This is a genomic window from Bacillus sp. DX3.1, from assembly GCF_030292155.1.
In the GTDB taxonomy this organism is placed as follows: domain Bacteria; phylum Bacillota; class Bacilli; order Bacillales; family Bacillaceae_G; genus Bacillus_A.
Genome location: NZ_CP128153.1, coordinates 2512095 through 2528829 on the forward strand (window position 1 = coordinate 2512095; position 16735 = coordinate 2528829).

The window sequence follows — 16735 nt, forward strand, 5'->3', positions numbered from 1 at the left end:
TAAAAAATCATCCAGTATGTCCATGTGTGTATTGAATAATATCAGTAGTATTTTGAGTCTCTTGTGAAGTTGGAGAACCAAAAGTTAAAGTTAAAGCAGTTACAATTCCAAATAGGCCAAATATTACTTTTTTCATTTTAATGCCTCCTTCTCAAAGAGTTTTTCTCTAGCCTTGCTGCTTAAATAAAAATATTGACTTGCTTTTGAGTGGTTATCCTCATGATAAAACTTTATGGCTAATTTTTCATTGTACTCATGAATATATTCATGAAGTTCTTCTCTTTCAAAATAGGTTAATCCCTCAATAACGACCTGTTCTAATTCTTTTGTTGAAACATTATTATTTAGATTTTTTAAGATATTGAAATGAAGTATATAACCTTCATTATTTAACCCATGGCAAATCGATAAACCTTTTTCAATAAGTTCAGCAGCTATTTGTGTTTCTCCTAATTTAGAATGCTCCCTAGCTTCAATGAAAATTGCTTTATAGTTACTTGGCATTTTTTGATTCACTTCAGATAAATAACGAATAGCTAAACTAGATAAGTTCTGAGTTGCATACATGAATCCAAGGTTATGACGGACAATCATAGTGAAATGTTCTTCGTTTTTCTTTTGGAATGATTCTATTGCAGTAATATAATGTTCTTCAGCTAGTTCAAATTCTTTTAATTGAGTATAAGCTAATCCATAGAGGTTATTACAAAAAGCAACTTTCATTTCGTATCCGCTGCCATTATTAGAAAATATGTCTTTTGATTTTTGTAAATAGTTTATTGTGATAATGGGTTTTTGTATATGGCAGTAGAATATCGCTAACTCATAATAGAATTCTGCACTCTCAATCTCATCCGGTATTTTCTTTAATAACAATTCTGCTTTATCGTAATGTTTTTTAGCTAAAGTGTGATTACCGGTTATGTTAGAATGAATGGCTTTAAAGAAATGCAAAAAGTACGATAAAAAATTATCAGTTGGTTCTTCAAAAGAATCTATTTTTTTAAAGCTGTCTTTTGAAATGCTTAAACTATCTATTAGGTATTGGTGTCTGAAATCAAGTAGTGAATAGTATAAAAGTAAGTTTTGATCTTCTTCTATACTATGAATCATTGTATCAATTTCAGCTTTTAGTCGCTGTGCGTTAGTAACATGCCTCGCACGAATTTCGAAATACCATTCATTTAAAAGCCTCGTAATTTGCTCATTCCCCTTCACCGAAACGTTCATAGTATCCTCCTCGTTATATTTATTCTTGTAAGAATAGGATAACAGAATTTATCTATAAGATAGAAGTTATACTATATTTCTCGATTGTTTTTTGAATATTCAGTTTTTTATTATTGAAAATAATGTCTAAAGAAAGTGGAACATGATGTGGCTTTAAAACAAAGATGAATTGTTTTGAAAAAAGTCGATTCCTTTACGTACAAGAAATCGACTTTTTAGATTGAATTTCATTTGCTCTAAGTAAAGGAAATTCAAACTTTTTTACTGTATATACGGAATAAGTTTTACTGTAAAAGTTGTTTTTTCTGCATCGCTATATACTTCAATTGTACCATCATGAATTTCCACAATACTTTTGGCAATTGCTAAGCCGAGTCCTGATCCACCTGTATATGCAGAACGTGATTTTTTAACGCGGTAGAAGCGTTCAAAAATATGTGGTAAATCTGTGCTAGGGATGGGTTGTCCATAGTTTGTAATTTCAACAGCAACCATGTATTCGTCTTAATATGCAGAAATATCAATATATTGTCCGTCATTTCCATAAGTCATTGCGTTCATTATTAAGTTTTCAAATACACGTACTAGCTTATCACCATCGGCAAGTACCATCAGTTTTTGAGATGGAAAAGAGGGTCTACATTCTATATTTGCTTCTTGAAACTGCATGCGAAATTGAACGGTTAATTGACCAAGAAGTTCGATGATATCAATGGGTCCGTTATTTAGTTGGATACCTTTATTTTGCACACGCGTATATTCAAATAAATCATTCATTAACATGTTTAAGCGAATGACTTTATCGTAAATCACTTGAATATAGTAGCGTAATTCTACTTCGTCTCTGTAATTATCATGATGAATGAGACTAACATAGCCAACGATTGAAGTTAAAGGTGTCCGCAAGTCATGAGATACATTCGTAATCAGTTCGCTTTTTGCTTGCTCTGTTTGACGCTCTTCTTCAACAGAAACCTTTAATTGTTCCACAATTTGATTAACCCCAGTTGCTAAGTCTTCTAAGTAATCATGTTGTAAAATAGAGATTTTATGATTGAAATTTCCATTCGCAATGTAACGGATTTCTTCAATCATTTGTTTTATACACGCTTCATAGTATAATTTCTTTTCGTGAAGATAGAAGATATATACATAGAATGAAAAAATAGAAAACAAAAATAAATAGGACAGCATGATAGTCCAAAGAGATTCTTTTAAACCGTTGTATTTTTGGTAACCGACGATTCTTACAAATTCTTCACCTAATGCCGTCAATGTAAGGGAACTGTCAATGACACTCGTAATTAGCCGGTATACTACAACCTCAGTAATGGGTGTTAGTAAAATGGCTAACAGGAGCCAAAAAGTAATCTTCCATTTTGGAATTGCTTTTAATATATCAAACGTTTCATTTCTCAATTTTATAACCTACTCCCCAAACAGTATGGATGAGTTTTTCTCCAGTTGTTCCTGTTTCAAGCTTATCTCTCAAGTTACTAATATGGACCATCACCGTTTTATTAGATCCATATCCATCTTCATCCCAAACGCGTTCAAATATTTCTTCTGAACTAAATACTCTACCAGTATTGCTTGCAAGCAAATATAAAATATCAAATTCAATGGATGTGAGCTTTATATGTTTTCCATGTACGTTAACAGTGTGATTATGTTTATTTATCTCAACAGAGCGGATCCGGATGATTCCATCTTCTTTTATTTGTGATGCTGCATATTGGAAGGACGCTCTACGTAATAAGGCTTTTACTCTTGCAACTAGTTCTAACGGGTTAAATGGTTTAATCATATAATCATCAGCACCGGTCATAAGTCCGAGGATTTTATCCATATCTTCAGCTTTTGCGCTTAACATCAGGATAGGTATTGTGCTTTCTTCTCTCACATGTTGGCATACTTCTAATCCATTTCGTTTCGGCATCATAATATCTAATATCATAAGATCAACTTGATGTTGGGAGAGCATATGTATAGCCTCATCGCCATCATAGGCTTTATAAATCGTGTAGCCTTCGTTTCGCAAATAAACTGCCAATAACTCTACGATTTCTTTATCATCATCAATAATTAAAATATTTCTATTCATAAAATACGCAATTCCTTTCCTGTTAGTTCTTCATAATTAATATAATACCAACATTTGAGTCTTTTTTGTTGATTCCATTCGTATTTCATCCATACACATATAAAATTTCATGTAACGTAATAAAAAGAATTAAAAAATATTTCAAGAACAATAATATAATAGAAAGTTAAAATATATTGTAAAACGATTTTATAAAGGAGAAATGAAAATGCTACATAAGCAATTTTATACATCAACACTACCAGGAAACTGGGATATGGATATAAAACAATTTTTTACGCATTATGATAAGTTATGTACTTATGAACATTCCTTTCGAGTTGCAAATGAAGCAAGAAAGATTGCGAGAAGATTTAATCTAAACGAAGAAGCAGCTGGTATTGCGGGTTATTTACAGAATTTATGAGTGGGAAAGCTCATATGCTTCAGCCGTGGGATGAAAGCGAATAAAAAAAGACATATGTTTTTGTTTTATTTGTTATATTGAACGTAAGGAAAAATAAATAAGAAAGGAAAATACAACATGTTTGTCACACATGCTTCTTGTAACAAATGTTTATAGAATGAAAGAAAGTTTGACTAAAAATATAAAAAAAGTAAACGTGTATAATCGTTACATAAAGAAAAAAGAGTTAAAATTTCATGTAATTCAAGAAACGTTGCCATATATGTTTGATGATGAAGATTGCTATTGTATTTATCAGTTTTCTTTAAAATGTAACAAAAATGATATTCGATATTCGGAACTTCTCCAAGCAGTAAATTTCATTAATGCTACAAAAGCTATCATCATGTTTATTTACGATGATAGAGGATGTGAGGTAATTGCGAAGAATAAAGAAACTATACGACCTTTCTATGAAAAGTATAAAAAGTGGATTTCGTGTTATGACTGTCAAAAAATAGATTCATATTTCATATAAAGTGAAACTTTGATTAGTGGAGGCATTACAGCCCGCGAATAGCGAGATAAATATAGATAGCTTAAGAAAGGAGAGATTTTTATGAAACGAATTGCAATCGTAGCAGCGTGGGAACCAGAGCTTACATACTTACATCAACATTATCCCAGTCATCGTATAGAAAAACGTGCTGCTTGGGAGTTCCATTTTCATCATATTAATGAATTAGAAATTATATCTGTTATTACTGGTGTTGGAAAAGTTAATTGTGCAAGCTGTGTACAGCTGTTGATTAGTGAATTTCAACCTGAACAATTATTTATGACGGGAATATGCGGGAGTTTATCCGAAAAAGTAAAGAATGGTCATATCGTAGTTGCATTGAAAACATTACAGCATGATGTAACAGCCGCTGGAACAGGTGTGGATTCTTTTGATTTATATACGGGCCGCACAGCTACGATTGAAACGACGAAATACCTTGTAAAACAAATGAAAAAAATGCGTTCCTATGATCCTGTACATTATGGCATTTTTATTTCGGGAGATCAACACATTCGTAGCACAGAAACGAGATATTTACTACAAACTGTATATGGTGCGCTTGCTGTAGATCAAGAAATAGCAGCTTTTGCATATGTATGTCATGTAAATGATAAGCCGTTCCTTTGTTTGAAAGCAGTATCTGATCAAGCGAATGACAAAACAATAGAAGAACAAAAAGTGTTCAAAATGTTAGCTTGTGAAAAATCTTGTGAGTACTTAATTGCTTTTCTACGTACATATGAAGCATCTGCAACTCGTCTATAAACTCGTCATAGCAATATAATCGTTTGGAAGGAGATTATTTGAAACAATGCAGAACAAAAATAAAATAGCAATCATTGGAGCCAGTGGAAAGGTTGGCCGTTTTCTTGTAAAACAAGCATTACAAGACGGCTATCAAATCCGTATTCTTACAAGAAGTCCAGAAAAAATCAAACGATCTCATAAAAACCTTGAAGTTGTTCAAGGAGATGCGCGAGATATAACGGCAATTCGTAATTTACTTAAAGGGTGTATCGCCGTGATTAATACAGTTGGCCAACCAAAAAATGAACCGTATATGTTTAGTACTGTCACAAATCATATTTTAGTAGCAATGAAAGAACATGGGATTAAGCGATACATTCTCGTTTCTGGTGGTTCTTTAGATGTTCCGGGAGATAAGAAACGTATGATGAATAAATTAGGTGCCAAACTGTTTCGTGTATTCCTGCCTAAGATGATGCAAGACAAATATAAAGAACTGCAGACGATACAGAATAGTAATGTCGATTGGACGATTGTCAGATTGCCTTTTGTTGTAGAGGGAGAAGGTACAGGTCAATTAAAAGAAAGTGTAAAAGATATGCCAGGGTTGAAAATTCAAAATGGAGATATTGCTCCTTTTCTTATTAATCAAGTTAACAACCCTACCTATATAAGAAACTGTCCGTTTATATCGAATTAATGGCTTATACAGCTTTGATTTGTTAAAAGAAAGGAAGTGAATGGATAAGTAGATTTCAAATTTAACCGTAGTATGACATCTCTCATCTTCATCTAAAGCAGAAGGAGAGGGATGTCTGTTTGTCGTATATAGTGTGAAGTTTTCATTTCATTTTTGTTGTATTTCGTGTAATATTGTATTAGAAACAAAAAACGAACGTATGTTCATATTTTTGTCTTTAACTCACTATACTAAAAAGAAAATTAATTAAAAGAGAAGTTTTAAAAAAAGGAGGAATAACTATGTTAGCTATAATAGAGAAAATGGAGAATGGGTATGTAGCTCAATATAATCGTCCATTAAGTAATTCAGTAGAAAAAGTGTGGGCTGCATTAACAGAAAATGATAAGTTAGCAAGATGGATGCCAAACCTCCAAGTAGAGGATCTTCGAAAAGGAGGCACCATAAAATTTGATATGATGGATGGTTCTGGAACATTTATTGATATCGAGATTTTAGATTGCCGTTTAAATTCTGTATTGGAATTCACATGGGGGAACGATCGAGTTCGATTTGAATTATACCGGGAATCCGATGGCTGTCTATTAACATTGAAGGAATTTATTAACGCAATAAATGATCATACACCAAAAGACTTAGCTGGATGGCATATATGTCTAGATGTTTTATCTGCTTTACTGGATGGCTGCTATATGGAATTCCCAAAAGAAGAATGGGAAAGATGGTATAAAAAGTATGATTTAGCAATCAAACAAATGAAAAGTGACTAACAAGTAGATTGTCCGTATCCTCTTATTTAATTCAGGAAAATGAATAAGTTATTGTGTAATAATTGTATAATAAATTAAAGCTTAAAGATGTTAAATAAAATGACATTGGAGGAATTGTAAGTGAATGAAAAACATATAGAAGAGAACAAACTTATTATTACACGCATATTCGATGCGCCGCGTGATTTAGTTTTTAAAATGTGGACTGATTCTGAACACCTTAAACATTGGTGGGGACCAAAGGGATTAACAATGCATATTGCTAAATTAGATCTTTGCTCAGATGGAGTCTTTCACTACAGCATGAAATCCCCCGATGGGCAAGAAATGTGGGGGAAGTTTGTTTATCGTGAAATTAGTGCACCGGATAAACTTGTATTCATCAATTCTTTTTCTGATGAGGAAGGTAATACAGTCCGTGCCCCATTTAGCCCAACGTGGCCTCTTGAAATCCAAAATACATTGATATTCTCTGAAGAAGAAGGAAAAACAAAATTAATTATGCAAGGAACCCCTGTATCTGCGACCGAAGAGGAATACGAAACTTTCCGGGCAGCGCATGATGGAGTTAAGCAGGGGTTTGCTGGCACATTTGAGCAATTGGCTGATTATATCAAGTAGGTTAAATAACAATTATCAATTTTCAAATTACTAACGTTGAAAGGACTGAACAAATATATGCTTGCTGTCAAAAACTATACTCAAAAATATATAGATGAATGCCGCTCTAAAGTTAATTTAGTGCTATCAACTTATGAAGACTTGGTTAAAATATCAAGAGAGCAAGTTGGGGCTAATAATGAGCAACTTAACTCTGCAATTGAATCTTTTGAACCTAATTTCTTCAATAATATGATTTTAGCTTTAAATGATTATTTTGTTCATAGAATGAGGACTTTAGAAAAGAAAGATGGCAATCCATTGAATGAAGTGAGGATTTTGTGTGATTCAATAATGAATAACAATAATATTGTAATTCCAGATAATACGATTAAATACAAAGCTGATAAATCAGTCTTAGGGTATAAGTATGGTGATAATATCAAGCTTTCTCAAGAAAATTTCGAAAAACTATCTGAAGCATTTTTCGCTGAAATTGAGAAGAAATTTTTATAATTAGAAGATGTTTATGAAGATGTAATTAGGGTTCAAGGTAAAAGTAAGGTAAGATTCGTACCTATATCGCTTATTTTAAAGAAGTAATTACTAAAGTATATGAGAGTTCGTAACAACGTTTCTAAAGCTGAAAACTGTCCCTATTTACTGTTTTCTACACAAGGGTCTTCATATGGATACACTTTTACGCTTACTTAAACAAGCATATCGACGAGTTGTTTCAATAGATTCATGTCTAGCCATTTGTGCAACTAACACAAGATCACCACCACTAACTTCTAAAAGACTTTTACAATATGTATGTCTAAGACTGTGTGTAGTTAGTCCGCCTTTTGGTGAGACTTTTTCTAAAAGTGGTTTCACCTGTTTATGAATTGCCTGTCTGGTCATTTTTTTCTTATGAGTGGAAAGAAAAAGGGCTGTGCTATCAACAGATTGTCCTCGAACTTCCATCCACTCATCGAGGGCGCGACAAATATCCTTTTACTGCCTTTACTACATCAAGCTTACCGCCTTTACCTTCACGAATTGTAATAGTCCCTACACTACTAATTTTTCTATAATCCTCTATCTCTAGATTTACAACCTCACCAATTCGAAGGCCCGCTTGTAACATTAAACGAACCATGGCCATATTCCTTTTTCGTTTCCATTCATTTTCTTCTCGTCGGATCAAGTTAAGTAATTTCACTTGTTCCATGTCATTCAACCAACGTGGAGTGTCTTCTAACCTAGAAATACGTTTTATCTTTATTTTCTTTGTGGGATCATATATTGCAATCTTTTGTTCAATAAGATACGACCAGTATACTTTTAATGAGGCAATTCTTTTATTTATTGTAGGTTTTGCCACTTTTTCAATGGTCTGCATATGATGAATCCATTCATGAATAAATTTTGCACTTATTTCATCAGGGTTCCAATTTCGTCCATGTGAAATTTGTAACCATTCCATAAATTGACGGACTGAACGAACATACACTTGAATGGTTTGCTCTCGTTTCCCTTCGTTTTTTAACCAGTTTTTAAAATCCATAGGTATCCTTCTTTCTTCAATTGTGTTCCGTAAACTTAAATTATCATCAATTTCAACTGTGTTCCGTAAACAATATCTATTATATTAAGTTTAATAAGTTAACGGAAGACATCTTCTGTTAACTAAAAAGAAATAAGAGATAAAACATTAAGAATAGAAAGTTTTTTGTTTTTTTACAAATAGCACACAAAAATGACATACTTCTATCTTACCTTTATATATAAGGATTATTTTGTAAGTCATATGACTTGAAATAGTTACTACATATAAAGGAGGTTTAAAATGGATGTGGATTCCTATTATTGGGAAATGGTTAAGAAGAATATTGGTGTGTATTCTAAACAGGAACAAGAATACCTTAGAAATAAGAAGGTTATTATTTTTGGATTAGGGGGTGTAGGTGGATATGAAGCAATTCTCTTCTCTCGGATGGGGATTGGGCATATTACAGGCGTTGATCCAGATGAATTTGAAATATCTAATATTAACAGACAAATGTTAGCGCTTTCTAGTGTTATAGGTGAACCAAAAGCAAAAGTTGCAGAACAGGTTGTAAAAGATATACATCCCTATATATCAACAAACTTTATACAAACAAGAGTAGATGAAGATAATGTAATCGAGCTTATAAAAGGGCACGATATTGTAGTAGAAGCCGTAGATGATATGCCTTCAAGAGTTATTATACATAGAACAGCTAGAGAATTAGGTATACCAAGTGTGGGGATGTCAGGTAGTCCTCCTACAAGAGGATTTGTTTCTACATTTTTTCCAACTGGAATTCCTTATGAGGAAGCATTGAATGTATCTATTGTAGGAGGCAAATTAACAAATCATGAATTAAGACAACAAATTGCGGATATAAAGAAAAGTCGAGCTTGGTATTCTGTAGAAAAAGGAGCACCAAAAGAGTGGGCGCAAGATTTTTGTGATGGAAAAGCAGGCTGGATTATCACGCCGATGCGTGCCCATCTATTGTCACTATTTAGCTTTCATGAAGCAATCCAAGTGTTAACTAGTCGTGAACCGTTAGCGAGAGCTCCAAAAGGAATTGTTATTGATATAAATAGCCAGAACCCCGTCCAAGTAAAAAATGAACCAAAAGATGGTTGGGATTATACAACACTGTAAGGAGGAAAATAATTTGTTAACAAAAAATAAAAATACGCAAAATATATATGAAGAAAGTTTCACGAGAAATATTGGCGTCATTTCTGTAGAGGAGCAAGAAAAATTAAAAAATGCTCGCGTTACTGTAGTTGGGGCAGGGGGAGTAGGAGGAATTACACTCATTCAATTGGCGCGAATGGGTGTAGGTTCTTTACATGTTATTGATCAAGATGTATTTGAAGCAAGCAATATCAATCGACAAATGCTAAGTTCCATCAGTAAATTAGGACAGCAAAAAGCAGAGGTCGCTTTAGAAGTTTTGCAGGATATTAATCCATTATTACAAGTAGAGATAACAAAAGAATTTGTTACCGAGGACAATGCATTAGAACTTCTAACGAATACAGATGTCATTATAGATGCAACTGATAATTTAGTAGCGAGAGTAATTATCCATCGTACAGCTCAGAAACTAGGAATCCCTTCTATTTGGATTGCAGTTACCCCCCCTTTTAGAGGTGGCGTCATGTCTTTAACTCCTAACTCTACGCCCTATGAAATTGCGTTAGGATATCCATCCTATCAACAAGAGCTAACACCAGAAATGCAGAATAAAATTCATGAGTTAAAAGATGGACGTGCACTTCATTCTGTCAAGCATGGTGCGGATGAGAAATGGGCAAATAGTTATGTACAAAAAGATCGCCCATGGGCTGTACTGTCTCCTGTTGCGAATATCATAGGCATTCTAGCAAGCTTTGAAGCATTTAAATTTATAATAAATCGAGAAGAATTAAAACCTGTAATAAGTCCAAATTTAATACAAATTAACCTTGCAAATCAAAATATGGTACATGTGTCTGTACCTGAAAATGATAGTTGGAATTATACAACATTATAGATGAGGTAAGAGAATATGCTTCCTTTTTTGTTACTGGGGATTATTGTTACACTCGCCCTGCTTGTTAAGGATTATGCGCTAGCTGGTACGGCTTGTTTATTAGGAGTTTTACTTGCTGTTGGACAAAAAGCTTTATTACATCTTATTCAACAATATTCTTTTCCAATTGGTATTTTCTTTCTGATGTTATTCCTTTTAGTACCAATTACATCTGGAAAGATTACAAGTGAAAACGTAATAAAATTAATTACCTCTCCTATCGGATTAGGATCCATTCTAGCAGGTTTTACTGTGTCATACATAGGAGGAAAAGGTGTAGGAGTTCTACCTATGAATCCTACGATATTGTTAGGTGTCTTAATAGGTACTCTTATTGCCGTATTATTTACAAAAGGGTTACCAGCCGGATTAATTATTGCGGCTGGAATCATAGCTATTATTTCTATGAAATGAAAGGAATATTCTAAATGAAGATAAAATGGACACATATTAGTTTAGTAGGAATTTTTTTGATAATACTTATGTCTAGTTGTTCTAATATCAAAGAAACTTCTCAAAATGATCAAACTTCTAAAGTGGTAAAACAAGAATTAGAAATTCAGCAAGGAGAAGAAAAATTATTTTTACTTCATAAAAACTTAAATAATAAAAAACAGTATACATCTGATGAAATTATCTTATTTTTAGAACCATTTAGTGTACCTACAGCTCAAGCATTTGATGTACCAAAATTTTCGTGGATGGATGAGTATGCCAGAAAAGGGTATGATACTTGGGCTATGGATTTCAGAGGGTTTGGTCGTTCTTCTCGCCCTAAAGAAATGTCAGATCCTCCTTCCCAAAACCGTCCGGTTATTCATTTGAATGATGCAACTAAGGATCTAGAAACAATTGTAAATTGGATTAAAAAGAAGAGAAACGTAAAAAAAATTCATATTGTTGGATGGTCATATGGAGGCGTTGTGGCTGGAAATTATGCGATGTCCCATCCACAAGATATTAATAAACTGATCTTATACGGATATATGCATGGATTCACGCTTCCTATGATGACAAAACCTCTTGAAAATCCATTACAACCTAATCAATTTAATCCTGAAGCATCAGCCTATCAAATGGTGGACTTTGATAAAGGAATGCATCATTGGCATATGATGATGGGAAATAAAAAAATTGTTACAAACGAAGCAACGGATGCCGTAAAACAAGTTTTTATTGATTCAGATCCTATGAGTAAGAAAAATAATCAAACGATTCGTCGACCAGTTGGTCCACTTGAAGATTTATTTTATATTTGGAAAAATCAGCCTCTATATGATGTATCTAAAATTACTGTCCCAGTACTTGTTATTTATGGTGAAGATGACATATTTGCAGACCGAAATATGATATCAAAATTAACAAGTACAAAACAAAAAAAAGAAGTGATAATCCCTGATGCAACGCACTGGGCCGTTTATGAAAAGAATCGTAATATTCTATTTGAACAAACATTAAACTTTATAGAAGGGAAAGAAGGCAAAAAGGAATGAAAAATGGCATAACAATATTAGATGCTACCTTACGTGAAGGAGAACAACAATGTGGTATTCGTTTCTCCAAGGAAGATAAAATTTCATTACTGCATATGTTAGAGAATTTTGGAGTAACTCTTATTGAGGTTGGACATCCAGGTATTTCTGAAGAAGAAGAAGAGATTTGCCGAGAAGTTGCAGCCTCTGCAAAGTGCGCTGAAATACTTATGCATGCTCGGGCGAAAAAAGAAGAAGTTCATGCGGCTTATCGTGCTGGTGCCGATTGGATAGGAATCTGGGCGTCTATTAATCCTATTTCTTTACAAACAAAGTATACCAATCGATCAAAAGATTATGTTATTAATCAGGTGAAACAAGCTATTGAAGAAGCAAAATCTTTAGGAATGAAAATCCGTTTTACTATTGAAGATGCTTCACGAACGGAATGGGAAGATATCGCCTACATTGGACAGATTGCACATATAGCTGGAGCAGATCGAATCAGTTTAGCAGACACTGTAGGAATTTGGGAGCCAGGTCAGTGTGCGACAATCGTGAAGAAATCTGTTGAGACATTCCCTTGTGAGATTGAAGTTCATCTTCATAATGATTTAGGATTAGCCATGGCAAATGCTCTTGCTGCAATCGATTCAGGGGCATCTGTCATTGATACTACATTGTGCGGAATAGGTGAACGTGCTGGGATTGTTGATTTGCTAAATTTATCAGTATTTTTATCTCAAAAGCGTAATCTACAGTGCTTTAAACTACAGATGATTCCTGAATTAACGCAATCTCTCCAATTAGCTACTGGTTGTCAAGTAGATCATTGGAGACCGATTATTGGAAAGAATATATTTACTCATACTGCGTCCTATCATATAAAAGCTGTTCAGCAGAATTACTCAGCATACGAGGGTATTCAACCTGAAATGATAGGAAGAGTAAGGAACATACAACAAAAACGTATAGAAAGAAAAGGGCCTCGGCTTTCAAAGTCTCTCCGAGTTAGTAAACCATTTGTAAAAGGAGCATCTGAGCTTTTATATCATCGTGATGGTCCAGGAGAGCGTTGGGTACAGATGGATTATAGAACTGATGAACGTGCTTCATTTTATGTAATACAGCGTGTATTTTACGACGCCCATATGGATGAGAACTTAGAAGGACATGTAGATACTCACGCACATCATTGTGATAGTGCCTTTATTTTCTGGGGGAATAGAATAGATGGTACAGGTCTCATATGTGAAGTGGAAATTGAAGGGGAATTGCAAATAATTGAAAGTCCAGCATCTGTTTTTATTCCATCGGGGTTAAAACATAGGTACAAATACCTTTCAGGGACAGGAACATATACAAACATCGTACTAGCACCTAATTATAATTCTAGTTTGTTAGAGGAAAACTCATCAAAAGTATTTGTATATTAATTAAATATAAAAAAGTTTTTATTTCTGTTATGATGATGTTTTAGTAAACCATCTGACTGATAATTGTATAAGCAGCCTCAATGTTCTTTATGTGAAAAAATAAAAAACAGATAGAATTCAATATGTTCTTTGAATTCTATCTGTTTTTTGAATGGCCCCAAAAAGAAAGGATCGTTGCCGTGCACCTAGAGAAGGAATTTCAGCTTTTCTATTCATGTTCGGAGTGGTCGTAATGAATGTAACGTAGTTGCTTGTTTTATATTAAATGTATATTCACCCAGAAAGTTGAAACACTAATCCTTCATAAGCCGTTAAAATATGGGCATAGTTCCAACGAAGTGTGTTGCTAAAACCAGTTGGTTGTATGTCAGCATGTTTTTCTAGATTTTGTAAATTGTTTAAAGTAAACCCACGAAAAAATTGAAGTTGTTCAAAGACTTTGTCTATTATTATTCCTCCGTAACCATTTTTATTATTAATAATTATGCCTGATGCCATGCACCTGGATTGTTTCCTTCCACATATTGCTTCAGAATGTACATAAGTGTACCCCAAGTTGTATTAATCATCGCATATGGACCCTCCATGGACTCCCATCCAGAATGGTTAAAGTTTACAATTGTCGCCCCGTTTTCATTCACATTCAAATCGAAACGAATTTTTGTACCTTTCCATCCTGGCATATCATGCTGAGCTGTCCATGCTACCAGCTTACCTGGTTCGAGCTGATCAATGTGCATTTGGAAGACGGCTTGACGATTGTAAAAGCCAAATTCAGCAATGCTTCCTATTTGAGGTTCAGCTTTAGCATCTGTTGTCCACCAACCCTTAAATCCTTCTGCTGTGGTAATGGCTTCGTATACTTTCTCAGAAGTTGCGTTGATTATGATTTGATGCGGCATGTTTATCATCATATACCCCTCTTTTCTTCAACATATAGTTTTATAGTTAGCTCTGAGCTTGAGCTTTATTCCACTATGTGGTGTTTTATGTTACAAAAAGGTCACATTTATTTTTATTGCTTTATTCATGGGAGAAGGGAGGTTTGTTTATACTACATGATGATGGAAAACGAAACATTAGCAAATATGTTTAAGGCATTGGCTCATCCTATGCGAATCAAAATTCTTGATTTAATAAAAGATCGTCCGATGAGCACTGGAGAATTAAGCAAACAGTTTCAAGTCACTCGATTTGCTGTTATGAAACACATCGATATATTAGAAGAAGCCGGACTGTTGGTTCATCGAAAAGTAGAACGAACCCGATTAAACTACCTCAATGAGCAAGAAATTATATTGTTGAATATCTACTCGTGTTAGATGCGTAAAATCACCACCATTTTGAGAAAGTCAGCCATGAAAATTTCAAAAGTCATAATACTATTATAGTTAACTTGTTTGCGGTTTGTTAAATATTATAATTTTTCTAATAAAGCAAGCTCTTTCTCTACAAAATCCACAACTTCTTTTATCGTCTCACTCGAAAAATCAAACCGGATTCCAGCAGCTTCATACACTTCTTTTAAGGATTTTGAACTACCTAATGCCAAGGCTTTTTTATAATTATGTAATGCTTGCTCTGGATTTTCTTTATATTGTTTATACATTTGCAGTGCGCCAATTTGTGCAATCGCATACTCAATGTAATAGAAAGGTGCTTCAAAAATATGCAGAACAGAAAGCCATTGTGTTGCTCGCCATGTTTCATACCCTTCCCAATTTACTATACTTGAATCATAGGTACCGTATAATTCTAGAAACTTTTCATTTCGTTCTTTAGCTGAATGAACCGGGTTTTCATAGATCCAATGTTGAAATTGATCAATAATAAGAATGATTGGTAAATACATAATAGTTCCTTGTAATTGTTCTTTTTTTGCTTTCTTAACGTCAGCCTTATTTTGATAGAATACATCCCAGTATTCCATTGTAAACAGCTCCATTGTCATACTTGCTAATTCAGCTGATTCCATAGGTACATTTTGATACTGCTTTAGTTCAAAATGTTTCATACATTCGTTATGAATACTATGCCCCATCTCATGCAAAAAGACTACAACGTCATCTTGCGTATATGTGAGATTCATAAAAATAAAAGATAGTTTCGAAACGGGTAAATATTCACAGAAACCACCATGTGCTTTTCCTTTTCGGCTTTCTAAGTCCAAGTAGTTTTTTTCGTGCATACGCTGTAGTAATGATGAAAAATCCGGGTCTAGTTTATGTAAAATTAGGGAGCTTTTTTCTATTAATTCATTTTCTTTTTCTATCGGTTTTAAAATTTTTTGGTTAGGAGCTATAGCTTTAACATCCCATGGACGAAGTGTGTCTAATTGAAGGTCCGTTTGTTGCTCCCGATGAAATTTTTCTTGAAGAGGCACAACGAATTTTCGTATTGATTCTGCTAAATTATTACAATCTACAGCGCTATAATCAAATCGTTCATATTTTTGAAACATGTAATCACGATAATTAGGTAAACCGACATTTTTTGCTTTTTTATGACGAATTGCAATTAATTTATTTAAAATGTCTTGTAGTTCCATTTCGACTGATAACATTTTTTCAGAAATAAGCGTTTTAACATTTTGTCGCACATTGCGATTCGAATCTTGTAAATATACGTTCAATTCAGTAATTGTTTTTTCCGAGCCTTCCCACATCACGGTCAAATTACCTGTAATTTCGTAATATCTTGTTATCAATTCATCTTCTTCTACTTCTAAATCAATATTTTTTTCATGAAATAATGCCATTGAATTTGTTATTTTCTTATTTAATAAACCATAGTAATTAGAATCGAGTTGCAACCGGAAAGGTGAATCAAAATACTTTTTATCTAATAAACTTTGATAACGTTTTACTAGTGGCTGGACATGTTTTTGGTCAAAATCAAGTGCTGCTTTTGTTTCTAAATCATCTGTATTACATTGAAAGGCGATGTAATGCAACCTCAATTGTTCATCAATTTCATTCATTAATTGTGATTGTTGCTTTAGCCAACTTTCAAGATTTGTACTAGAAGAAATTTTGGTGTGTAATAGTATTTCAAATTCTTTTTCTAATACATGTAAATTACTAATATCTAAAGTATCAGTGTGCTGCATAATGTAATCCCTCGCTTT

The 16735-nt window shown here is 33.6% G+C and carries 20 protein-coding genes and 2 pseudogenes; 13 read left to right on the forward strand and 9 right to left on the reverse strand.

What is annotated here, in order from left to right; translation table 11 throughout:
- Positions 1 to 7: 7 nt before the first annotated feature.
- The 4 genes and pseudogenes from QRE67_RS12330 to QRE67_RS12345 form a co-directional block, all read right to left on the reverse strand.
- Positions 8 to 136 (reverse strand): hypothetical protein, encoded by a 129-nt coding sequence (locus QRE67_RS12330; RefSeq protein WP_286125093.1) that lies wholly within the window; start codon positions 134 to 136, stop codon positions 8 to 10.
- Positions 133 to 1230, reverse strand: a complete 1098-nt coding sequence (locus QRE67_RS12335) for a Rap family tetratricopeptide repeat protein (protein ID WP_286125094.1) — start codon at positions 1228 to 1230, stop codon at positions 133 to 135. Before QRE67_RS12335 ends, QRE67_RS12330 begins: the two co-directional genes overlap by 4 nt.
- A gap of 261 nt (positions 1231 to 1491) precedes the next feature.
- Positions 1492 to 2649 (reverse strand): annotated as a pseudogene (locus tag QRE67_RS12340) (sensor histidine kinase).
- On the reverse strand, positions 2639 to 3334 hold the full coding sequence (locus QRE67_RS12345) for a response regulator transcription factor (protein WP_286125095.1): 696 nt from the start codon (positions 3332 to 3334) through the stop codon (positions 2639 to 2641). The pseudogene QRE67_RS12340 and the gene QRE67_RS12345 overlap by 11 nt, the downstream one beginning before the upstream one ends.
- A gap of 208 nt (positions 3335 to 3542) precedes the next feature.
- On the opposite strand from QRE67_RS12345, the gene QRE67_RS12350 reads away from it, so the two are divergent.
- From QRE67_RS12350 to QRE67_RS12380, 7 genes and pseudogenes are all read left to right on the forward strand, one after another.
- Positions 3543 to 3740 carry a hypothetical protein gene (locus QRE67_RS12350; RefSeq protein WP_286125096.1) on the forward strand — a complete coding sequence of 66 codons (198 nt, stop codon included), beginning with the start codon at positions 3543 to 3545 and terminating at the stop codon, positions 3738 to 3740.
- Positions 3741 to 3870: 130 nt separating this feature from the next.
- Positions 3871 to 4257 (forward strand): annotated as a pseudogene (locus QRE67_RS12355) (DUF3885 domain-containing protein); the annotation flags it as partial.
- 81 nt (positions 4258 to 4338) lie between these two features.
- Complete coding sequence (gene mtnN, locus QRE67_RS12360) at positions 4339 to 5046, forward strand: 5'-methylthioadenosine/S-adenosylhomocysteine nucleosidase (RefSeq protein ID WP_286125097.1); 708 nt, start codon at positions 4339 to 4341, stop codon at positions 5044 to 5046.
- A gap of 46 nt (positions 5047 to 5092) precedes the next feature.
- Positions 5093 to 5728: an SDR family oxidoreductase gene (locus QRE67_RS12365; protein ID WP_286125098.1), complete on the forward strand. Its 636-nt coding sequence runs from the start codon at positions 5093 to 5095 to the stop codon at positions 5726 to 5728.
- A gap of 281 nt (positions 5729 to 6009) precedes the next feature.
- Positions 6010 to 6498: an SRPBCC family protein gene (locus tag QRE67_RS12370; RefSeq protein WP_286125099.1), complete on the forward strand. Its 489-nt coding sequence runs from the start codon at positions 6010 to 6012 to the stop codon at positions 6496 to 6498.
- A 120-nt stretch (positions 6499 to 6618) separates the two neighbouring features.
- Complete coding sequence (locus tag QRE67_RS12375) at positions 6619 to 7119, forward strand: SRPBCC family protein (protein ID WP_286125100.1); 501 nt, start codon at positions 6619 to 6621, stop codon at positions 7117 to 7119.
- A gap of 57 nt (positions 7120 to 7176) precedes the next feature.
- A complete protein-coding gene (locus QRE67_RS12380; RefSeq protein WP_286125101.1) occupies positions 7177 to 7614 on the forward strand; it encodes a hypothetical protein in 438 nt (145 codons plus the stop codon).
- A 168-nt stretch (positions 7615 to 7782) separates the two neighbouring features.
- On the opposite strand, the gene QRE67_RS12385 is transcribed toward QRE67_RS12380, so the two are convergent.
- Positions 7783 to 8067 (reverse strand): tyrosine-type recombinase/integrase, encoded by a 285-nt coding sequence (locus QRE67_RS12385; RefSeq protein ID WP_286125102.1) that lies wholly within the window; start codon positions 8065 to 8067, stop codon positions 7783 to 7785.
- Positions 8068 to 8071: 4 nt separating this feature from the next.
- The gene (locus QRE67_RS12390; protein ID WP_286125103.1) at positions 8072 to 8650 is read right to left on the reverse strand and encodes a tyrosine-type recombinase/integrase; all 579 of its coding nucleotides are present in this window, start codon (positions 8648 to 8650) and stop codon (positions 8072 to 8074) included.
- Between the two features lie 282 nt (positions 8651 to 8932).
- Between QRE67_RS12390 and QRE67_RS12395 the strand changes: the two genes are divergently transcribed.
- From QRE67_RS12395 to QRE67_RS12415, 5 genes are read left to right on the forward strand one after another with little or no spacing between them, the layout of a single operon-like run.
- A complete protein-coding gene (locus QRE67_RS12395; protein WP_286125104.1) occupies positions 8933 to 9781 on the forward strand; it encodes a HesA/MoeB/ThiF family protein in 849 nt (282 codons plus the stop codon).
- A 13-nt stretch (positions 9782 to 9794) separates the two neighbouring features.
- Entirely contained in the window at positions 9795 to 10661 is an 867-nt protein-coding gene (locus QRE67_RS12400) for a HesA/MoeB/ThiF family protein (RefSeq protein WP_286125105.1), read from the forward strand.
- Between the two features lie 15 nt (positions 10662 to 10676).
- The gene (locus tag QRE67_RS12405; RefSeq protein WP_286125106.1) at positions 10677 to 11114 is read left to right on the forward strand and encodes a DUF441 family protein; all 438 of its coding nucleotides are present in this window, start codon (positions 10677 to 10679) and stop codon (positions 11112 to 11114) included.
- Between the two features lie 14 nt (positions 11115 to 11128).
- Positions 11129 to 12193, forward strand: a complete 1065-nt coding sequence (locus tag QRE67_RS12410; protein WP_286125107.1) for an alpha/beta hydrolase — start codon at positions 11129 to 11131, stop codon at positions 12191 to 12193.
- Positions 12190 to 13608: a hydroxymethylglutaryl-CoA lyase-like TIM-barrel protein gene (locus tag QRE67_RS12415; RefSeq protein WP_286125108.1), complete on the forward strand. Its 1419-nt coding sequence runs from the start codon at positions 12190 to 12192 to the stop codon at positions 13606 to 13608. The genes QRE67_RS12410 and QRE67_RS12415 overlap by 4 nt, the downstream gene beginning before the upstream one ends.
- A gap of 273 nt (positions 13609 to 13881) precedes the next feature.
- Here the strand turns inward: QRE67_RS12415 and QRE67_RS12420 are convergent, their stop codons facing one another.
- Positions 13882 to 14106: a DinB family protein gene (locus QRE67_RS12420; protein ID WP_286125109.1), complete on the reverse strand. Its 225-nt coding sequence runs from the start codon at positions 14104 to 14106 to the stop codon at positions 13882 to 13884.
- A complete protein-coding gene (locus tag QRE67_RS12425; protein ID WP_286125110.1) occupies positions 14091 to 14522 on the reverse strand; it encodes an SRPBCC family protein in 432 nt (143 codons plus the stop codon). Before QRE67_RS12425 ends, QRE67_RS12420 begins: the two co-directional genes overlap by 16 nt.
- A 144-nt stretch (positions 14523 to 14666) precedes the next feature.
- Here QRE67_RS12425 and QRE67_RS12430 point away from each other — a divergent pair, with 144 nt between their 5' ends.
- On the forward strand, positions 14667 to 14930 hold the full coding sequence (locus QRE67_RS12430) for an ArsR/SmtB family transcription factor (protein ID WP_286125111.1): 264 nt from the start codon (positions 14667 to 14669) through the stop codon (positions 14928 to 14930).
- Positions 14931 to 15025: 95 nt separating this feature from the next.
- Here the strand turns inward: QRE67_RS12430 and QRE67_RS12435 are convergent, their stop codons facing one another.
- Positions 15026 to 16717 (reverse strand): M3 family oligoendopeptidase, encoded by a 1692-nt coding sequence (locus QRE67_RS12435; RefSeq protein WP_286125112.1) that lies wholly within the window; start codon positions 16715 to 16717, stop codon positions 15026 to 15028.
- Positions 16718 to 16735: the final 18 nt, after the last annotated feature.